23 protein-coding genes are annotated in these 12,391 nt (G+C 65.9%); all 23 read right to left on the reverse strand.

Going from position 1 to position 12,391, the window contains the following annotated elements; all coding sequences use genetic code 11:
- Window positions 1-66 precede the first annotated feature (66 nt).
- Entirely contained in the window at window positions 67-723 is a 657-nt protein-coding gene (locus ACIQ6Y_RS30390) for an adenylate kinase (RefSeq protein WP_404043680.1), read from the reverse strand.
- Entirely contained in the window at window positions 723-2,039 is a 1,317-nt protein-coding gene (gene secY, locus ACIQ6Y_RS30395) for a preprotein translocase subunit SecY (protein WP_404043682.1), read from the reverse strand. The genes ACIQ6Y_RS30390 and secY overlap by 1 nt, the downstream gene beginning before the upstream one ends.
- A 234-nt stretch (window positions 2,040-2,273) precedes the next feature.
- A complete protein-coding gene (gene rplO, locus ACIQ6Y_RS30400; protein WP_003974249.1) occupies window positions 2,274-2,729 on the reverse strand; it encodes a 50S ribosomal protein L15 in 456 nt (151 codons plus the stop codon).
- Window positions 2,730-2,731: 2 nt separating this feature from the next.
- The gene (gene rpmD, locus ACIQ6Y_RS30405) at window positions 2,732-2,914 is read right to left on the reverse strand and encodes a 50S ribosomal protein L30 (protein ID WP_003974250.1); all 183 of its coding nucleotides are present in this window, start codon (window positions 2,912-2,914) and stop codon (window positions 2,732-2,734) included.
- 2 nt (window positions 2,915-2,916) lie between these two features.
- Window positions 2,917-3,522 carry a 30S ribosomal protein S5 gene (rpsE, locus tag ACIQ6Y_RS30410; RefSeq protein ID WP_019753099.1) on the reverse strand — a complete coding sequence of 202 codons (606 nt, stop codon included), beginning with the start codon at window positions 3,520-3,522 and terminating at the stop codon, window positions 2,917-2,919.
- 36 nt (window positions 3,523-3,558) lie between these two features.
- Window positions 3,559-3,942, reverse strand: a complete 384-nt coding sequence (gene rplR, locus ACIQ6Y_RS30415; protein WP_404043684.1) for a 50S ribosomal protein L18 — start codon at window positions 3,940-3,942, stop codon at window positions 3,559-3,561.
- Between the two features lie 3 nt (window positions 3,943-3,945).
- A complete protein-coding gene (rplF, locus tag ACIQ6Y_RS30420) occupies window positions 3,946-4,485 on the reverse strand; it encodes a 50S ribosomal protein L6 (protein ID WP_404043686.1) in 540 nt (179 codons plus the stop codon).
- A 24-nt stretch (window positions 4,486-4,509) separates the two neighbouring features.
- Window positions 4,510-4,908, reverse strand: a complete 399-nt coding sequence (gene rpsH / locus ACIQ6Y_RS30425) for a 30S ribosomal protein S8 (RefSeq protein WP_004984520.1) — start codon at window positions 4,906-4,908, stop codon at window positions 4,510-4,512.
- A 216-nt stretch (window positions 4,909-5,124) separates the two neighbouring features.
- Window positions 5,125-5,310 carry a type Z 30S ribosomal protein S14 gene (locus ACIQ6Y_RS30430; protein ID WP_003948630.1) on the reverse strand — a complete coding sequence of 62 codons (186 nt, stop codon included), beginning with the start codon at window positions 5,308-5,310 and terminating at the stop codon, window positions 5,125-5,127.
- 5 nt (window positions 5,311-5,315) lie between these two features.
- Window positions 5,316-5,873 (reverse strand): 50S ribosomal protein L5, encoded by a 558-nt coding sequence (rplE, locus tag ACIQ6Y_RS30435; RefSeq protein WP_053661885.1) that lies wholly within the window; start codon window positions 5,871-5,873, stop codon window positions 5,316-5,318.
- Window positions 5,873-6,184 carry a 50S ribosomal protein L24 gene (gene rplX / locus ACIQ6Y_RS30440; protein WP_404043689.1) on the reverse strand — a complete coding sequence of 104 codons (312 nt, stop codon included), beginning with the start codon at window positions 6,182-6,184 and terminating at the stop codon, window positions 5,873-5,875. The genes rplE and rplX overlap by 1 nt, the downstream gene beginning before the upstream one ends.
- Window positions 6,185-6,186: 2 nt before the next feature.
- A complete protein-coding gene (gene rplN / locus ACIQ6Y_RS30445) occupies window positions 6,187-6,555 on the reverse strand; it encodes a 50S ribosomal protein L14 (protein ID WP_055718836.1) in 369 nt (122 codons plus the stop codon).
- Window positions 6,556-6,652: 97 nt separating this feature from the next.
- Window positions 6,653-6,940 carry a 30S ribosomal protein S17 gene (gene rpsQ / locus ACIQ6Y_RS30450; protein WP_020941675.1) on the reverse strand — a complete coding sequence of 96 codons (288 nt, stop codon included), beginning with the start codon at window positions 6,938-6,940 and terminating at the stop codon, window positions 6,653-6,655.
- Window positions 6,937-7,161: a 50S ribosomal protein L29 gene (gene rpmC, locus ACIQ6Y_RS30455; RefSeq protein WP_007494763.1), complete on the reverse strand. Its 225-nt coding sequence runs from the start codon at window positions 7,159-7,161 to the stop codon at window positions 6,937-6,939. Before rpmC ends, rpsQ begins: the two co-directional genes overlap by 4 nt.
- Window positions 7,161-7,580 carry a 50S ribosomal protein L16 gene (rplP, locus tag ACIQ6Y_RS30460; protein WP_009190136.1) on the reverse strand — a complete coding sequence of 140 codons (420 nt, stop codon included), beginning with the start codon at window positions 7,578-7,580 and terminating at the stop codon, window positions 7,161-7,163. The genes rpmC and rplP overlap by 1 nt, the downstream gene beginning before the upstream one ends.
- Window positions 7,581-7,585: 5 nt before the next feature.
- Window positions 7,586-8,413 carry a 30S ribosomal protein S3 gene (gene rpsC / locus ACIQ6Y_RS30465; RefSeq protein WP_399649785.1) on the reverse strand — a complete coding sequence of 276 codons (828 nt, stop codon included), beginning with the start codon at window positions 8,411-8,413 and terminating at the stop codon, window positions 7,586-7,588.
- The gene (gene rplV / locus ACIQ6Y_RS30470; protein WP_003998827.1) at window positions 8,413-8,760 is read right to left on the reverse strand and encodes a 50S ribosomal protein L22; all 348 of its coding nucleotides are present in this window, start codon (window positions 8,758-8,760) and stop codon (window positions 8,413-8,415) included. Before rplV ends, rpsC begins: the two co-directional genes overlap by 1 nt.
- 43 nt (window positions 8,761-8,803) lie before the next feature.
- Complete coding sequence (gene rpsS / locus ACIQ6Y_RS30475) at window positions 8,804-9,085, reverse strand: 30S ribosomal protein S19 (protein ID WP_003992359.1); 282 nt, start codon at window positions 9,083-9,085, stop codon at window positions 8,804-8,806.
- 12 nt (window positions 9,086-9,097) lie between these two features.
- Window positions 9,098-9,934: a 50S ribosomal protein L2 gene (rplB, locus tag ACIQ6Y_RS30480; RefSeq protein WP_404043693.1), complete on the reverse strand. Its 837-nt coding sequence runs from the start codon at window positions 9,932-9,934 to the stop codon at window positions 9,098-9,100.
- A 39-nt stretch (window positions 9,935-9,973) separates the two neighbouring features.
- Window positions 9,974-10,393 (reverse strand): 50S ribosomal protein L23, encoded by a 420-nt coding sequence (rplW, locus tag ACIQ6Y_RS30485; protein ID WP_404043695.1) that lies wholly within the window; start codon window positions 10,391-10,393, stop codon window positions 9,974-9,976.
- Window positions 10,393-11,043, reverse strand: coding sequence for a 50S ribosomal protein L4 (rplD, locus tag ACIQ6Y_RS30490; RefSeq protein WP_404043697.1), 651 nt, complete (start codon window positions 11,041-11,043; stop codon window positions 10,393-10,395). Before rplD ends, rplW begins: the two co-directional genes overlap by 1 nt.
- An 8-nt stretch (window positions 11,044-11,051) precedes the next feature.
- Window positions 11,052-11,696, reverse strand: coding sequence for a 50S ribosomal protein L3 (gene rplC / locus ACIQ6Y_RS30495; protein WP_014674369.1), 645 nt, complete (start codon window positions 11,694-11,696; stop codon window positions 11,052-11,054).
- 17 nt (window positions 11,697-11,713) lie between these two features.
- The gene (gene rpsJ, locus ACIQ6Y_RS30500; RefSeq protein WP_003948644.1) at window positions 11,714-12,022 is read right to left on the reverse strand and encodes a 30S ribosomal protein S10; all 309 of its coding nucleotides are present in this window, start codon (window positions 12,020-12,022) and stop codon (window positions 11,714-11,716) included.
- Between the last annotated feature and the right edge of the window lie 369 nt (window positions 12,023-12,391).

The raw sequence follows: 12,391 nt of genomic DNA on the forward strand, positions 1-12,391 counted from the left end.
AGCCTAGCCACACAGCAGCCGCGGCCCCTTCGGGAAGGGACCGCGGCTACGGCGACGTACGGACGCTTACGCGTCTTCGCCCGTGAGCGCGGCCAGGGCGCGCTCGGTGACCTCGTCGACCGGGCCCATGGCCTCGATCGTGACCACCAGGCTCTGGGCCTTGTAGTAGTCGATGATCGGCTCGGTCTGCGTGTGGTAGACCTCGAGCCGGTTGCGGACCGTCGCCTCGGTGTCGTCGTCACGCTGGTACAGCTCGCCGCCGCAGACGTCGCAGACGCCTTCCTTGGCGGGCTTCTTGTACGTGACGTGGAAGACGTGCGCGGAGTCGTTGCGGCAGATGCGCCGGCCGGCGATCCGCTTGACGACCTCCTCCTCGGGGGCCTCCAGGTCCAGCACCGCGTCCAGCTTGATGCCCTCGGTCGTCAGCAGCTCGTCCAGCGCCTCGGCCTGCGAGACATTGCGCGGGAAGCCGTCCAGCAGGAAGCCGTTCTCCGCGTCCGGCTGCTCCATGCGGTCCTTGGCCATGGCGATGGTGACCTCGTCGGGGACGAGGTTGCCGGCGTCCATGTAGGACTTGGCGAGCTTGCCCAGCTCGGTCTGCTGGCTGATGTTGGCCCGGAACAGGTCGCCCGTGGAGATGTGCGGTACCCGCAGCTTCTCAGCGAGGCGCGTGGCCTGCGTACCCTTACCGGCACCCGGCGGCCCGACGAGGACGATTCGCATCAGCGGAGGAACCCTTCGTAATTGCGCTGCTGGAGCTGGCTCTCGATCTGCTTCACCGTCTCGAGACCGACACCCACGATGATCAGGATGCTGGTCCCGCCGAACGGGAAGTTCTGGTTCGCCCCAAAACCAACCAACGCCATCGTCGGCACGAGAGCGATCAGGCCCAAGTACAGCGAACCCGGCCAGGTGATCCGGTTGAGCACGTACGAGAGGTACTCAGCGGTCGGTCGGCCAGCCCGGATGCCCGGGATGAAGCCACCATACTTCTTCATGTTGTCGGCGACTTCCTCGGGGTTGAACGAGATCGCCACATAGAAGAACGCGAAGAACACGATGAGCAAGAAGTACAAGCTGATGTAAATCGGGTGGTTGCCGCTGACCAGCGTGCTCTCGATCCAGGTCTTCCAACCCGAGGTGCTCTTCGAGAACTGGGCGATCAGAGCCGGAATGTAGAGCAGCGACGAAGCGAAGATGACAGGAATCACACCCGCCTGGTTCACCTTCAGCGGGATGTACGTGGACGTACCGCCGTAGGAGCGGCGGCCGATCATCCGCTTCGCGTACTGCACCGGAATACGGCGCTGGGCCTGCTCGACGAAGACCACCAGGCCGACCATCACGAGGCCGACGAGGATGACGGTGCCGAACTCGATCCAGCCGTCCGCCAGGTCGCCCTGCTCCTTGATCGCCCACAGGGCGGAGGGGAAGGACGCGGCGATCGAGATGAACATCAGGATCGACATGCCGTTGCCGATGCCGCGGTCGGTGATCAGCTCACCGAGCCACATGACGACGCCGGTGCCGGCGGTCATCGTGATGACCATCGTGACGGTGGTGAAGATCGACTGGTCCGGCACGATCGAGGCGGCCTGCGGGCAGCCGTTGAACAGCGCGCCGCTGCGGGCGGTCGCCACCAGACCGGTGCCCTGGAGGATGGCGAGGGCCACCGTCAGATAACGGGTGTACTGCGTGATCTTCGCCGTACCGGCCTGGCCCTCCTTCTTGAGGGCTTCGAGGCGCGGGATGACCACGGTCAGCAGCTGCAGAATGATGCTCGCCGTGATGTACGGCATGATGCCCAGCGCGAAGATCGTGATCTGCAGCAGCGCGCCGCCGCTGAACATGTTGACCAGACCGAACAGGCCCTGGTTGCCGGCGGATGCCTGATCCACACATGCCTGCACGGCCCGGTAGTCGACGCCGGGGATCGGAATGTGCGTACCGACCCGGTAGACGACGATGATGCCGAGCGTGAAGAGCAGCTTCTTGCGCAGGTCGGGCGTCTTGAACGCCCGGGCGAACGCGGTGAGCACGGTGCCTCCTGCGACCCCCGCGCCAGTGCGTCAAGGGTGACGGTCTTGAGGTTCGACGAATAAGTAACGGTCAACTGCCGCTCAGGGTGCCCCATGTGAGGCATCCAGTGGAAGTTGGCAGTGCAGGCCACCTTACCGGCGAGACTGCCACCCTAGGAACGACCAACCGGGGATACCCCATTTGTGGGGTATCCCCGGTCGGGATCGCTCAAGTCATCGAGACGCCTGAGGGACTCAGACGAGCTCGGTGACGGTACCGCCGGCGGCGGTGATCTTCTCCTTGGCGGAGCCGGAGACGGCGTCGACCGTCACCTGCAGCGCCACGGAGATCTCGCCCTGGCCGAGGACCTTGACGAGGCTGTTCTTGCGAACGGCACCCTTGGCGACGAGACCCTCGACGGTGACCTCGCCACCCTCCGGGTACAGCGCGGCCAGCTTGTCGAGGTTCACGACCTGGAACTCGGTCTTGAACGGGTTCTTGAAGCCCTTCAGCTTCGGAAGACGCATGTGGAGGGGCATCTGGCCACCCTCGAAGCGCTCCGGAACCTGGTAACGGGCCTTCGTACCCTTGGTACCACGACCGGCCGTCTTACCCTTCGACGCCTCACCACGACCCACACGGGTCTTGGCGGTCTTGGCGCCCGGGGCGGGACGGAGGTTGTGGATCTTGAGCGGGTTGTTCTCCGCCATGATCAGTCGACCTCCTCGACCGTCACGAGGTGGCGGACGGTGTGCACCATGCCGCGGAACTCGGGGCGGTCCTCCTTGACGACCTGCGTGTTGATGCCCTTGAGACCAAGGGAGCGCAGGGTGTCACGGTGGTTCTGCTTGCTGCCGATGTAGGACTTGACCTGCGTGATCTTGAGCTGCGCCATGATTACGCACCCGCCCCGGCACGCGCACGAAGGAGAGCCGCGGGGGCGACGTCCTCGAGGGGCAGACCACGGCGAGCCGCGATCTCCTCGGGACGCTGCAGGCCCTTCAGGGCCTCCACGGTCGCGTGCACGATGTTGATGGCGTTGTCGGAGCCGAGCGACTTCGACAGCACGTCGTGGATGCCGGCGCACTCCAGGACGGCACGCACGGGACCACCGGCGATCACACCGGTACCCGGCGAAGCCGGCTTGAGGAGAACGACACCGGCAGCCTTCTCACCCTGGATGGGGTGAGGGATGGTGCCCTGGATGCGGGGGACCTTGAAGAAGTGCTTCTTGGCCTCCTCAACACCCTTGGCGATGGCGGCCGGCACCTCCTTGGCCTTGCCGTAACCGACACCCACGGTGCCGTCACCGTCGCCCACCACGACCAGCGCGGTGAAGCTGAAGCGACGACCACCCTTGACAACCTTGGCGACGCGGTTGATCGCGACTACGCGCTCAACGTACGCGGTCTTCTCGGCGGCAGCAGCGCCGCCGTCACGGCCCTTCCGGTCCCGCCGCTCGCCGCCACCGGCACCGCTTCCGCGGCGCTGGGGTCCAGCCATTGGATTACCTCTCTCTTTCCGCTAGCTACAAGCGGCTCAGAACTTGAGCCCGGCCTCGCGGGCGGCGTCCGCCAGGGCGGCGATGCGCCCGGCGTACTGGTTGCCACCACGGTCGAACACGACGGCCTCGACACCGGCGGCCTTGGCACGCTCGGCGACGAGAGCGCCGACCTGCTTGGCCTGTGCCGACTTGTCGCCCTCGGCACCGCGGATCGACGCGTCCAGGGTGGACGCCGACGCCAGGGTGTGGCCCTTCAGGTCGTCGATCACCTGCGCCACGATGTGGCGGTTGGAGCGGGTCACGACGAGACGGGGGCGCTCCTCCGTGCCGTTGATCCGCTTGCGGATCCGCAGGTGGCGGCGCTTGATCGCGGCGCGCTTGTAGGCGTCGCCCTTCAGGATCTTCTGCCCGTATGCCATGGCTTACTTACCCGCCTTTCCGACCTTGCGGCGGATGACTTCGCCCTCGTACTTGACGCCCTTGGCCTTGTACGGGTCGGGCTTGCGCAGCTTGCGGATGTTGGCCGCAACCTCGCCGACCTTCTGCTTGTCGATGCCCTCGACCTGGAAACGGGTCGGGGTCTCCACCTTGAAGGAGATGCCCTCGGGGGCCTCGACAACGATCGGGTGGCTGTAACCGAGCGCGAACTCGAGGTTCGAGCCCTTGGCGGTCACGCGGTAACCGACACCGCTGATCTCGAGCTTCTTCACGTAACCCTGGGTCACGCCGGTGATCATGTTCGCCACCAGCGTGCGGGAGAGGCCGTGCAGGGCCTTGCTCTGACGCTCGTCGTTGGGGCGGGTCACCTGCAGGGTGCCGTCCTCGCCCTTGGCGATCTCGATCGGCGCCACGACGGTGTGGGTCAGTTCGCCCTTGGGGCCCTTGACCTTGACCGTACGGCCGTCGATGGTGACGTCCACGCCGGCGGGAACCGCGATGGGGAGCTTGCCGATGCGCGACATAGCTGTTTCCTCCGTTCCCTTCTGCTACCAGACGTAGGCGAGGACTTCCCCACCCACGCCCTTCTTGCCGGCCTGCTTGTCGGTGAGGAGCCCGTGCGACGTGGAGATGATCGCCACGCCGAGGCCACCCAGCACCTTGGGCAGGTTGGTGGACTTCGCGTAAACCCGGAGACCGGGCTTGGAGATCCGCTTGATGCCCGCGATGGAGCGCTCACGGTTCGGGCCGAACTTCAGCTCGAGAACGAGGTTCTTGCCGACCTCGGCGTCCTCGACCTTCCAGCCCGTGATGAAGCCCTCCTGCTGGAGGATCTCCGCGATGTGAGACTTGATCTTCGAGTGCGGCATCGCCACGGAGTCGTGGTACGCCGAGTTCGCGTTACGCAGACGCGTCAACATGTCTGCGATCGGATCAGTCATGGTCATGAATTGGCCTGTGGCCTTTCTCGCCGGGGTTTCCTATATGCGCCATCCCTCTCCCCGTACTTCTGCAGACGGGACGGGTGCGGTGCGGGGACCTACGGCGTAGTAAGTCGATCCAGGGCGGCAGAGGCCCAACCCTCCTAGCCTACGGCATCAGAGGTGGGGCCCCTGCCGACCCAGTTGCTTACCGAGAGGTCCAGGAATCCCTTGTTTAGGGGATTACCAGGAGCTCTTGGTCACGCCCGGCAGCTCGCCACGGTGAGCCATCTCACGAAGGCACACGCGGCAGAGGCCGAACTTGCGGTACACGGAGTGCGGACGGCCGCAGCGCTGGCAGCGGGTGTAGCCACGCACACCGAACTTGGGCTTGCGAGCAGCCTTAGCGATCAGAGCCTTCTTCGCCATCTCGCTCACGCCTCCTTGAAGGGGAAGCCGAGGTGACGAAGGAGCGCGCGGCCCTCAGCGTCGTTGGTCGCCGTGGTGACCACGGTGATGTCCATACCCCGGACACGGTCGATCTTGTCCTGGTCGATCTCGTGGAACATGACCTGCTCCGTGAGACCGAAGGTGTAGTTGCCACGGCCGTCGAACTGCTTGGGGGACAGACCACGGAAGTCGCGGATGCGCGGCAGCGCGAGCGACAGGGTGCGGTCCAGGAACTCCCACATGCGGTCGCCACGAAGCGTGACGTGGGCACCGATCGGCTGACCCTCACGCAGCTTGAACTGCGCGATGGACTTGCGGGCCTTGGTGACGGCCGGCTTCTGACCGGTGATCGTGGTGAGGTCGCGGATGGCGCCCTCGATCAGCTTGGAGTCGCGGGCGGCGTCGCCCACACCCATGTTGACCACGATCTTGACGAGGCCGGGAACCTGCATGACGTTCTCGTACTTGAACTCGTCACGCAGCTTGCCCGCGATCTCCTCGCGGTACTTCGTCTTCAGACGCGGAGTGGTGGTGGTAGCCATCAGATGTCCTCACCCGTCCGCTTGGCAACGCGGATCTTGTTGCCCTCTTCGTCGAAGCGGTAACCGACTCGCGTGACGACCTTCTTGCCGTCCTTCTCCACGACCAGCTGGACGTTGGAGACGTGGACCGGCGCCTCGGTGGTCACGATGCCGCCGGCCTGGTTCGGGCCGGTCTTCGTGTGCTTCTTGACCCGGTTGACACCCTCGACCAGGACGCGGTCCTCGCGGGGGAAGGCCGCGATGACCTTGCCCTGCTTGCCCTTGTCCTTACCGGTGATGACCTGGACCAGGTCGCCCTTCTTGATCTTCATGCTTACAGCACCTCCGGCGCGAGCGAGATGATCTTCATGAACTTCTTCTCGCGCAGCTCACGGCCGACCGGGCCGAAGATGCGGGTGCCGCGAGGGTCGCCGTCGTTCTTCAGAATGACGGCGGCGTTCTCGTCGAAGCGGATGTACGAGCCGTCCGGACGACGGCGCTCCTTGACGGTGCGCACGACGACAGCCTTGACGACGTCGCCCTTCTTCACGTTGCCACCGGGGATCGCGTCCTTGACGGTGGCGACGATGACGTCACCGATGCCCGCGTAGCGGCGACCGGAGCCACCGAGCACACGGATGCAAAGGATCTCCTTCGCACCAGTGTTGTCGGCGACACGCAGTCGCGACTCCTGCTGGATCACGTCTATCTCCTGATCGTCTGCCGGTTCCCGGCAGGGGTCCTGTTACGGGACCCCTGCCGAGCCTGGCGGAACTGTCCTGCGGATAACCCCGCAGGAATTACTTGGCCTTCTCGAGGATCTCGACGACGCGCCAGCGCTTCGTCGCGGACAGCGGCCGGGTCTCCATGAGGAGGACGCGGTCGCCGACGCCCGCAGCGTTCTGCTCGTCGTGGGCCTTGAGCTTGTTCGTACGGCGGATGACCTTGCCGTACAGCGCGTGCTTCACACGGTCCTCGACGGCGACGACGACGGTCTTGTCCATCTTGTCGCTGACGACCAGACCCTCACGGGTCTTGCGGAAGCCTCGGGCCTCGGTGTTCTGCTCAGTCACGTTGTTCTCGCTCATGCGTTCTCCACCGTTTCGATGCCCAGCTCGCGCTCGCGCATCAGGGTGTAGATCCGCGCGATGTCCTTACGGACGGCCTTGAGCCGACCGTGGTTTTCGAGCTGACCCGTCGCCGCCTGGAAGCGGAGGTTGAACAGCTCTTCCTTGGCCTCGCGGAGCTTCGCCAGAAGCTCCTCGTTGCCCAGCTCGCGCAGCTCGGACGCCTTGGTACCGGCCGACATCACGCTTCACCTGCCTCGCGCTTGACGATCCGGCACTTCATCGGCAGCTTGTGGGCCGCACGAGTCAGCGCCTCACGGGCGATCTTCTCGTTGGGGTACGACAGCTCGAACATGACGCGTCCGGGCTTGACGTTGGCGATCCACCACTCCGGCGAACCCTTACCGGAACCCATGCGGGTCTCGGCAGGCTTCTTGGTGAGGGGACGGTCCGGGTAGATGTTGATCCAGACCTTGCCGCCACGCTTGATGTGGCGGGTCATCGCGATACGAGCCGCCTCGATCTGGCGGTTCGTCACGTAGGCCGGGGTCAGCGCCTGGATGCCGTACTCGCCGAACGCAACCTGCGTTCCACCCTTGGACATACCGTTGCGCTTCGGGTGGTGCTGCTTGCGGTGCTTGACCCTACGGGGGATCAGCATGACGGTCAGGCCTCCGTTCCGGTGCTCTCAGCCGGAGCGGCGGCGGGAGCCTCGGCCTTGGGGGCCTCGGCGCCGGCAGCCTGCTGCGGCTTACGACCGCGCCCGCCGCGCTCGCCACCACGGCCACCACGGGCCGGGCGGTCGGCGCCACCACGGGCCGGGCGGTTACCCGCACGGGCCGCAGCGTTCTCGGCGCGGACCTCGGCGATGTTCTTGACGTCGCCCTTGTAGATCCAGACCTTCACACCGATGCGGCCGAAGGTCGTCTTGGCCTCGAAGAAGCCGTAGTCCACGTTCGCGCGGAGCGTGTGCAGGGGCACACGGCCCTCGCGGTAGAACTCCGAGCGGGACATCTCGGCGCCGCCGAGGCGGCCACCGCACTGGATCTTGATGCCCTTGGCGCCGGCCTTCATGGCGGACTGCATGCTCTTGCGCATGGCCCGACGGAAGGAGACGCGGGAGGAAAGCTGCTCGGCGACGGCCTGAGCAACCAGCTGAGCGTCCGTCTCGGGGTTCTTGACCTCGAGGATGTTCAGCTGGACCTGCTTGCCCGTCAGCTTCTCCAGCTGACCGCGGATCTTGTCGGCCTCCGCACCGCGGCGGCCGATGACGATGCCGGGACGCGCGGTGTGGATGTCCACGCGGACACGGTCACGGGTGCGCTCGATCTCAACCTTCGAGATGCCGGCGCGCTCCATGCCGGACGTCAGCATCCGACGGATGGCGACGTCTTCCTTGACGTAGTCCTTGTACAGCTTGTCGGCGTACCAACGCGACTTGAAGTCGGTCGTGACACCGAGCCGGAACCCGTGCGGGTTTACCTTCTGGCCCATTACCGGGTTCCTTCCTTGCTGGCGACGACCACGGTGATGTGGCTGGTCCGCTTGCGGATCCGGTAGGCACGGCCCTGTGCACGCGGACGGAACCGCTTCAGGGTCGGGCCCTCGTCGACGTACGCCTCGCTGATGAACAGCGAGGAGGCGTCCGTGTGGTCGTAGTTGTGCGCGGCGTTGGCAATGGCGCTGTCGAGCACCTTGCCGACCGGCACGGAGGCTGCCTGCGGAGCGAATCGCAGAACAGCCTGGGCCTCCGTGGCGTCCATGCCACGGATGAGGTCCACCACGCGGCGGGCCTTCATGGGCGTGACGCGGATGTACCGCGCCTGGGCCCTGGCTTCCATGGTTGTCCCTTCAGTTTCTTACGTGTCTGAGTGCGATCCGCTACTAGCGGCGCTTCGACTTCCGGTCGTCCTTGACGTGACCCCGGAAGGTGCGCGTCGGCGAGAACTCGCCGAGCTTGTGGCCGACCATCGACTCGGTGACGAACACCGGGATGTGGGTCTTGCCGTTGTGCACCGCGAGCGTGTGGCCGAGCATGGCCGGCACGATCATGGAGCGACGGGACCAGGTCTTGATGACGTTCTTGGTGCCGGCTTCGTTCTGGGCGTCCACCTTCTTGATCAGGTGGTCGTCGACGAAGGGCCCCTTCTTGAGACTGCGCGGCATCTAAACCCGCTCCTAGCGCTTCTTGTTCGTCTTGCGGCGGCGGACGATGTACTTGTTCGACGCCTTCTTGGGCGAACGAGTACGGCCTTCCTTCTTGCCCCACGGGCTGACCGGGTGGCGACCACCGGAGGTCTTGCCCTCACCACCACCGTGCGGGTGGTCGACCGGGTTCATGACGACACCACGGACGGTCGGGCGAACGCCCAGCCACCGCTTACGGCCGGCCTTACCCCAGTTGATGTTGGACTGCTCGGCGTTGCCGACCTCGCCGACGGTGGCGCGGCAGCGCACGTCGACCAGGCGGATCTCACCGGACGGCATGCGGAGGTGGGCCATCGAGCCCTCCTTCGCGAGCAGCTGCACGGAGGCACCGGCGGAGCGGGCGAACTTGGCGCCGCCACCGGGACGAAGCTCCACGGAGTGGATCGTCGTACCGACGGGGATGTTGCGCAGCGCCAGGTTGTTGCCGGGCTTGATGTCGGCGCCGGGGCCGTTCTCGATCCGGTCGCCCTGGTTGAGGCCCTTGGGGGCCAGGATGTAGCGCTTCTCGCCGTCCGCGTAGTGCAGGAGCGCGATGCGCGCGGTGCGGTTGGGGTCGTACTCGATGTGAGCGACCTTCGCCGGCACGCCGTCCTTGTCGTGACGACGGAAGTCGATCACGCGGTAGGCGCGCTTGTGGCCACCACCCTGGTGGCGGACGGTCACGCGACCGGAGTTGTTACGGCCACCCTTGCTGTGCAGGGGGCGAACCAGCGACTTCTCCGGCGTGGACCGCGTGACCTCGACGAAGTCGGCGACGCTGGCGCCACGACGGCCAGGAGTCGTCGGCTTGTACTTGCGGATACCCATTTCTCAGTCCTCGTCCGATATTCGGACGATCCTGACCGCTTACGCGGTCGGACCGCCGAAGATGTCGATACGGTCGCCCTCGGCGAGGGTCACGATCGCGCGCTTGGTCGCGGCACGCTGGCCGAAACCGGTGCGGGTGCGCTTGCGCTTGCCCACGCGGTTGATCGTGTTCACCCCGGTGACCTTGACCTCGAAGACCGTCTCGACGGCCTGCTTGATCTGGGTCTTGTTGGAGCGCGGGTCGACGATGAACGTGTACTTGTTCTCGTCCAGGAGCGCGTAGCTCTTCTCGGAGACCACCGGCTTGATCAGCACGTCACGGGGGTCCGTGTACGACTTGCTGAGCGGGGTGATGACCGTGTTCTTGCCCTCGGCGGCGTGGCGACGCGCCTTCTTGACGCGCGCCTCCTTGGCCTTCTTGGCAGCCTTCGAGGCGACGGCGGGGTGACGGATAGCCATCAGACCTCAGTCCCTTCGGTGTCGGTGGCCTTCGGGCCGGACACGAAGGACTCGAAAGCGGCCTGGGTGAAGACCACGTCGTCGGAGACGAGAACGTCGTACGTGTTCAGCTGGCCCGGCTCCAGGATGTGGACCTGGGGCAGGTTGCGGGCGGACAGCCACGCGGCCTCGTCGGCGCGCTCGACGACCAGGAGCAGGTTCTTGCGCTCCGAGATCTTGCCGAACAGCGTCTTGGCGGCCTTGGTGGAAACCGCGCCCTCGACCACGCCGGAGACGACGTGGATGCGGTTGTGGCGGGCCCGGTCGGTGAGGGCACCGCGCAGGGCGGCGGCCTTCATCTTCTTGGGGGTCCGCTGCGAGTAGTCACGCGGCTGCGGGCCGTGGACGACGCCACCGCCGGCGAACTGCGGGGCGCGGGTCGAGCCCTGACGGGCGCGGCCGGTGCCCTTCTGGCGGTAAGGCTTCTTGCCACCACCACGGACTTCGCCACGGGTCTTGGTCTTGTGCGTGCCCTGGCGGGCAGCGGCCAGCTGCGCGACGACGACCTGGTGGATCAGCGGAACGCTGACCTTGGCGTCGAAGATCTCCGCGGGGAGCTCGACGGAACCGGCCTTGTCGCCCGCCGGCGAAAGGATGTCAACAGTGCTCATCGGTTACCTCAGGCCCCCTTGGCCGCGGTGCGGACCAGGACGAGGCCGCCGTTCGGACCGGGAACCGCGCCCTTGATGAGCAGCAGACCCTTCTCCGCGTCAACGGCGTGGACGGTCAGGTTCTGGGTGGTGACCCGCTCGTTGCCCATGCGACCCGCCATGCGGAGGCCCTTGAACACGCGGCCCGGGGTGGCGCAGCCACCGATGGAACCGGGCGAGCGGTGCTTGCGCTGGGTGCCGTGTCCGGCGCCGAGGCCACGGAAGTTGTGGCGCTTCATGACACCGGCGAAGCCCTTGCCCTTGCTCTTGCCGGTCACGTCGACCTTGACGCCGGCCTCGAACACCTCAGCGGTGATCTCCTGGCCGAGCGTGTACTCGGAGGCGTCCGCGGTGCGGATCTCGACGAGGTGGCGACGGGGGGTGACGTCGGCCTTGGCGAAGTGGCCCTTGAGGGGCTTGTTCACCTTGCGCGGGTCGATCTCGCCGAAGGCGATCTGGACCGACTCGTAGCCGTCGACGTCGTTCGTACGGACCTGGGTCACGACGTTGGGGCCGGCCTTGACGACGGTGACCGGAACAACACGGTTGTTCTCGTCCCACACCTGCGTCATGCCGAGCTTCTCGCCCAGGATGCCCTTGATCTGCTTAGCCATTCTCAGCTCACCGACCCTCAGAGCTTGATCTCGATGTCGACACCGGCCGGGAGGTCGAGTCGCATCAGAGAGTCAACGGTCTTGGGGGTGGGGTCGAGAATGTCGATCAGGCGCTTGTGCGTGCGCATCTCGAAGTGCTCGCGCGAGTCCTTGTACTTGTGCGGCGACTTGATGACGCAGTACACGTTCTTCTCAGTGGGCAGCGGCACCGGGCCCGCGACCGACGCACCAGTGCGCGTCACCGTCTCGACGATCTTCTTCGCCGAGCTGTCGATGACCTCGTGGTCGTAGGCCTTGAGCCGGATGCGGATCTTCTGTCCCGCCATGGCTACTCAGTAGTCCTGTCTCTCTACAGCTCTGGAACCCGGCAGTTGTGTTCTGCCCTTCGTTCTCCGACCCACGCGGTCGGGCGTGTCGCGCTCCCGCTGACACGGATGTCCCTTGTTCGAACATCCCTGCGGGGAATGCACACGGCCCTTCCGGAACCGCAAGCCGGGGGCGGAAGGCCCACCGGGTGCCTGGCCGGTGCCGCGCATACGCTTCCCGGAAGATTCCCGTACGTCCGCCCCAGTGCTGCCATCAGGCAGTTAGGGCGACGAGTACTGTGGGACTCGCTTCCAGTCCTCCCGGCGGGAGGCGCGCAGCATCAACACTCGACCGAGCAACTCCGACAGTCTGCCATACGGGGCATGGCA

It is taken from the genome of Streptomyces sp. NPDC096205 (genome assembly GCF_044763135.1).
Taxonomy (GTDB): Bacteria; Actinomycetota; Actinomycetes; order Streptomycetales; family Streptomycetaceae; genus Streptomyces.

Bases quoted from the DNA above. Each gene is read 5' to 3' on its own strand.
- ACIQ6Y_RS30390 (WP_404043680.1), bottom strand. From the start codon at position 723: ATGCGAATCGTCCTCGTCGGGCCGCCGGGTGCCGGTAAGGGTACGCAG.
- rplO (WP_003974249.1), bottom strand. From the start codon at position 2,729: ATGGCGGAGAACAACCCGCTCAAGATCCACAACCTCCGTCCCGCCCCG.
- rpmD (WP_003974250.1), bottom strand. From the start codon at position 2,914: ATGGCGCAGCTCAAGATCACGCAGGTCAAGTCCTACATCGGCAGCAAG.
- rpsE (WP_019753099.1), bottom strand. From the start codon at position 3,522: ATGGCTGGACCCCAGCGCCGCGGAAGCGGTGCCGGTGGCGGCGAGCGG.
- rplR (WP_404043684.1), bottom strand. From the start codon at position 3,942: ATGGCATACGGGCAGAAGATCCTGAAGGGCGACGCCTACAAGCGCGCC.
- rplF (WP_404043686.1), bottom strand. From the start codon at position 4,485: ATGTCGCGCATCGGCAAGCTCCCCATCGCGGTTCCCGCCGGCGTGGAC.
- rpsH (WP_004984520.1), bottom strand. From the start codon at position 4,908: ATGACCATGACTGATCCGATCGCAGACATGTTGACGCGTCTGCGTAAC.
- ACIQ6Y_RS30430 (WP_003948630.1), bottom strand. From the start codon at position 5,310: ATGGCGAAGAAGGCTCTGATCGCTAAGGCTGCTCGCAAGCCCAAGTTC.
- rplE (WP_053661885.1), bottom strand. From the start codon at position 5,873: ATGGCTACCACCACCACTCCGCGTCTGAAGACGAAGTACCGCGAGGAG.
- rplX (WP_404043689.1), bottom strand. From the start codon at position 6,184: ATGAAGATCAAGAAGGGCGACCTGGTCCAGGTCATCACCGGTAAGGAC.
- rpsQ (WP_020941675.1), bottom strand. From the start codon at position 6,940: ATGAGCGAGAACAACGTGACTGAGCAGAACACCGAGGCCCGAGGCTTC.
- rpmC (WP_007494763.1), bottom strand. From the start codon at position 7,161: ATGTCGGCCGGTACCAAGGCGTCCGAGCTGCGCGAGCTGGGCAACGAG.
- rplP (WP_009190136.1), bottom strand. From the start codon at position 7,580: ATGCTGATCCCCCGTAGGGTCAAGCACCGCAAGCAGCACCACCCGAAG.
- rpsC (WP_399649785.1), bottom strand. From the start codon at position 8,413: ATGGGCCAGAAGGTAAACCCGCACGGGTTCCGGCTCGGTGTCACGACC.
- rplV (WP_003998827.1), bottom strand. From the start codon at position 8,760: ATGGAAGCCAGGGCCCAGGCGCGGTACATCCGCGTCACGCCCATGAAG.
- rpsS (WP_003992359.1), bottom strand. From the start codon at position 9,085: ATGCCGCGCAGTCTCAAGAAGGGGCCCTTCGTCGACGACCACCTGATC.
- rplB (WP_404043693.1), bottom strand. From the start codon at position 9,934: ATGGGTATCCGCAAGTACAAGCCGACGACTCCTGGCCGTCGTGGCGCC.
- rplW (WP_404043695.1), bottom strand. From the start codon at position 10,393: ATGGCTATCCGTCACCCCGCCGTCGCCTCGAAGGCTGCCAAGAAGGCC.
- rplD (WP_404043697.1), bottom strand. From the start codon at position 11,043: ATGAGCACTGTTGACATCCTTTCGCCGGCGGGCGACAAGGCCGGTTCC.
- rplC (WP_014674369.1), bottom strand. From the start codon at position 11,696: ATGGCTAAGCAGATCAAGGGCATCCTGGGCGAGAAGCTCGGCATGACG.
- rpsJ (WP_003948644.1), bottom strand. From the start codon at position 12,022: ATGGCGGGACAGAAGATCCGCATCCGGCTCAAGGCCTACGACCACGAG.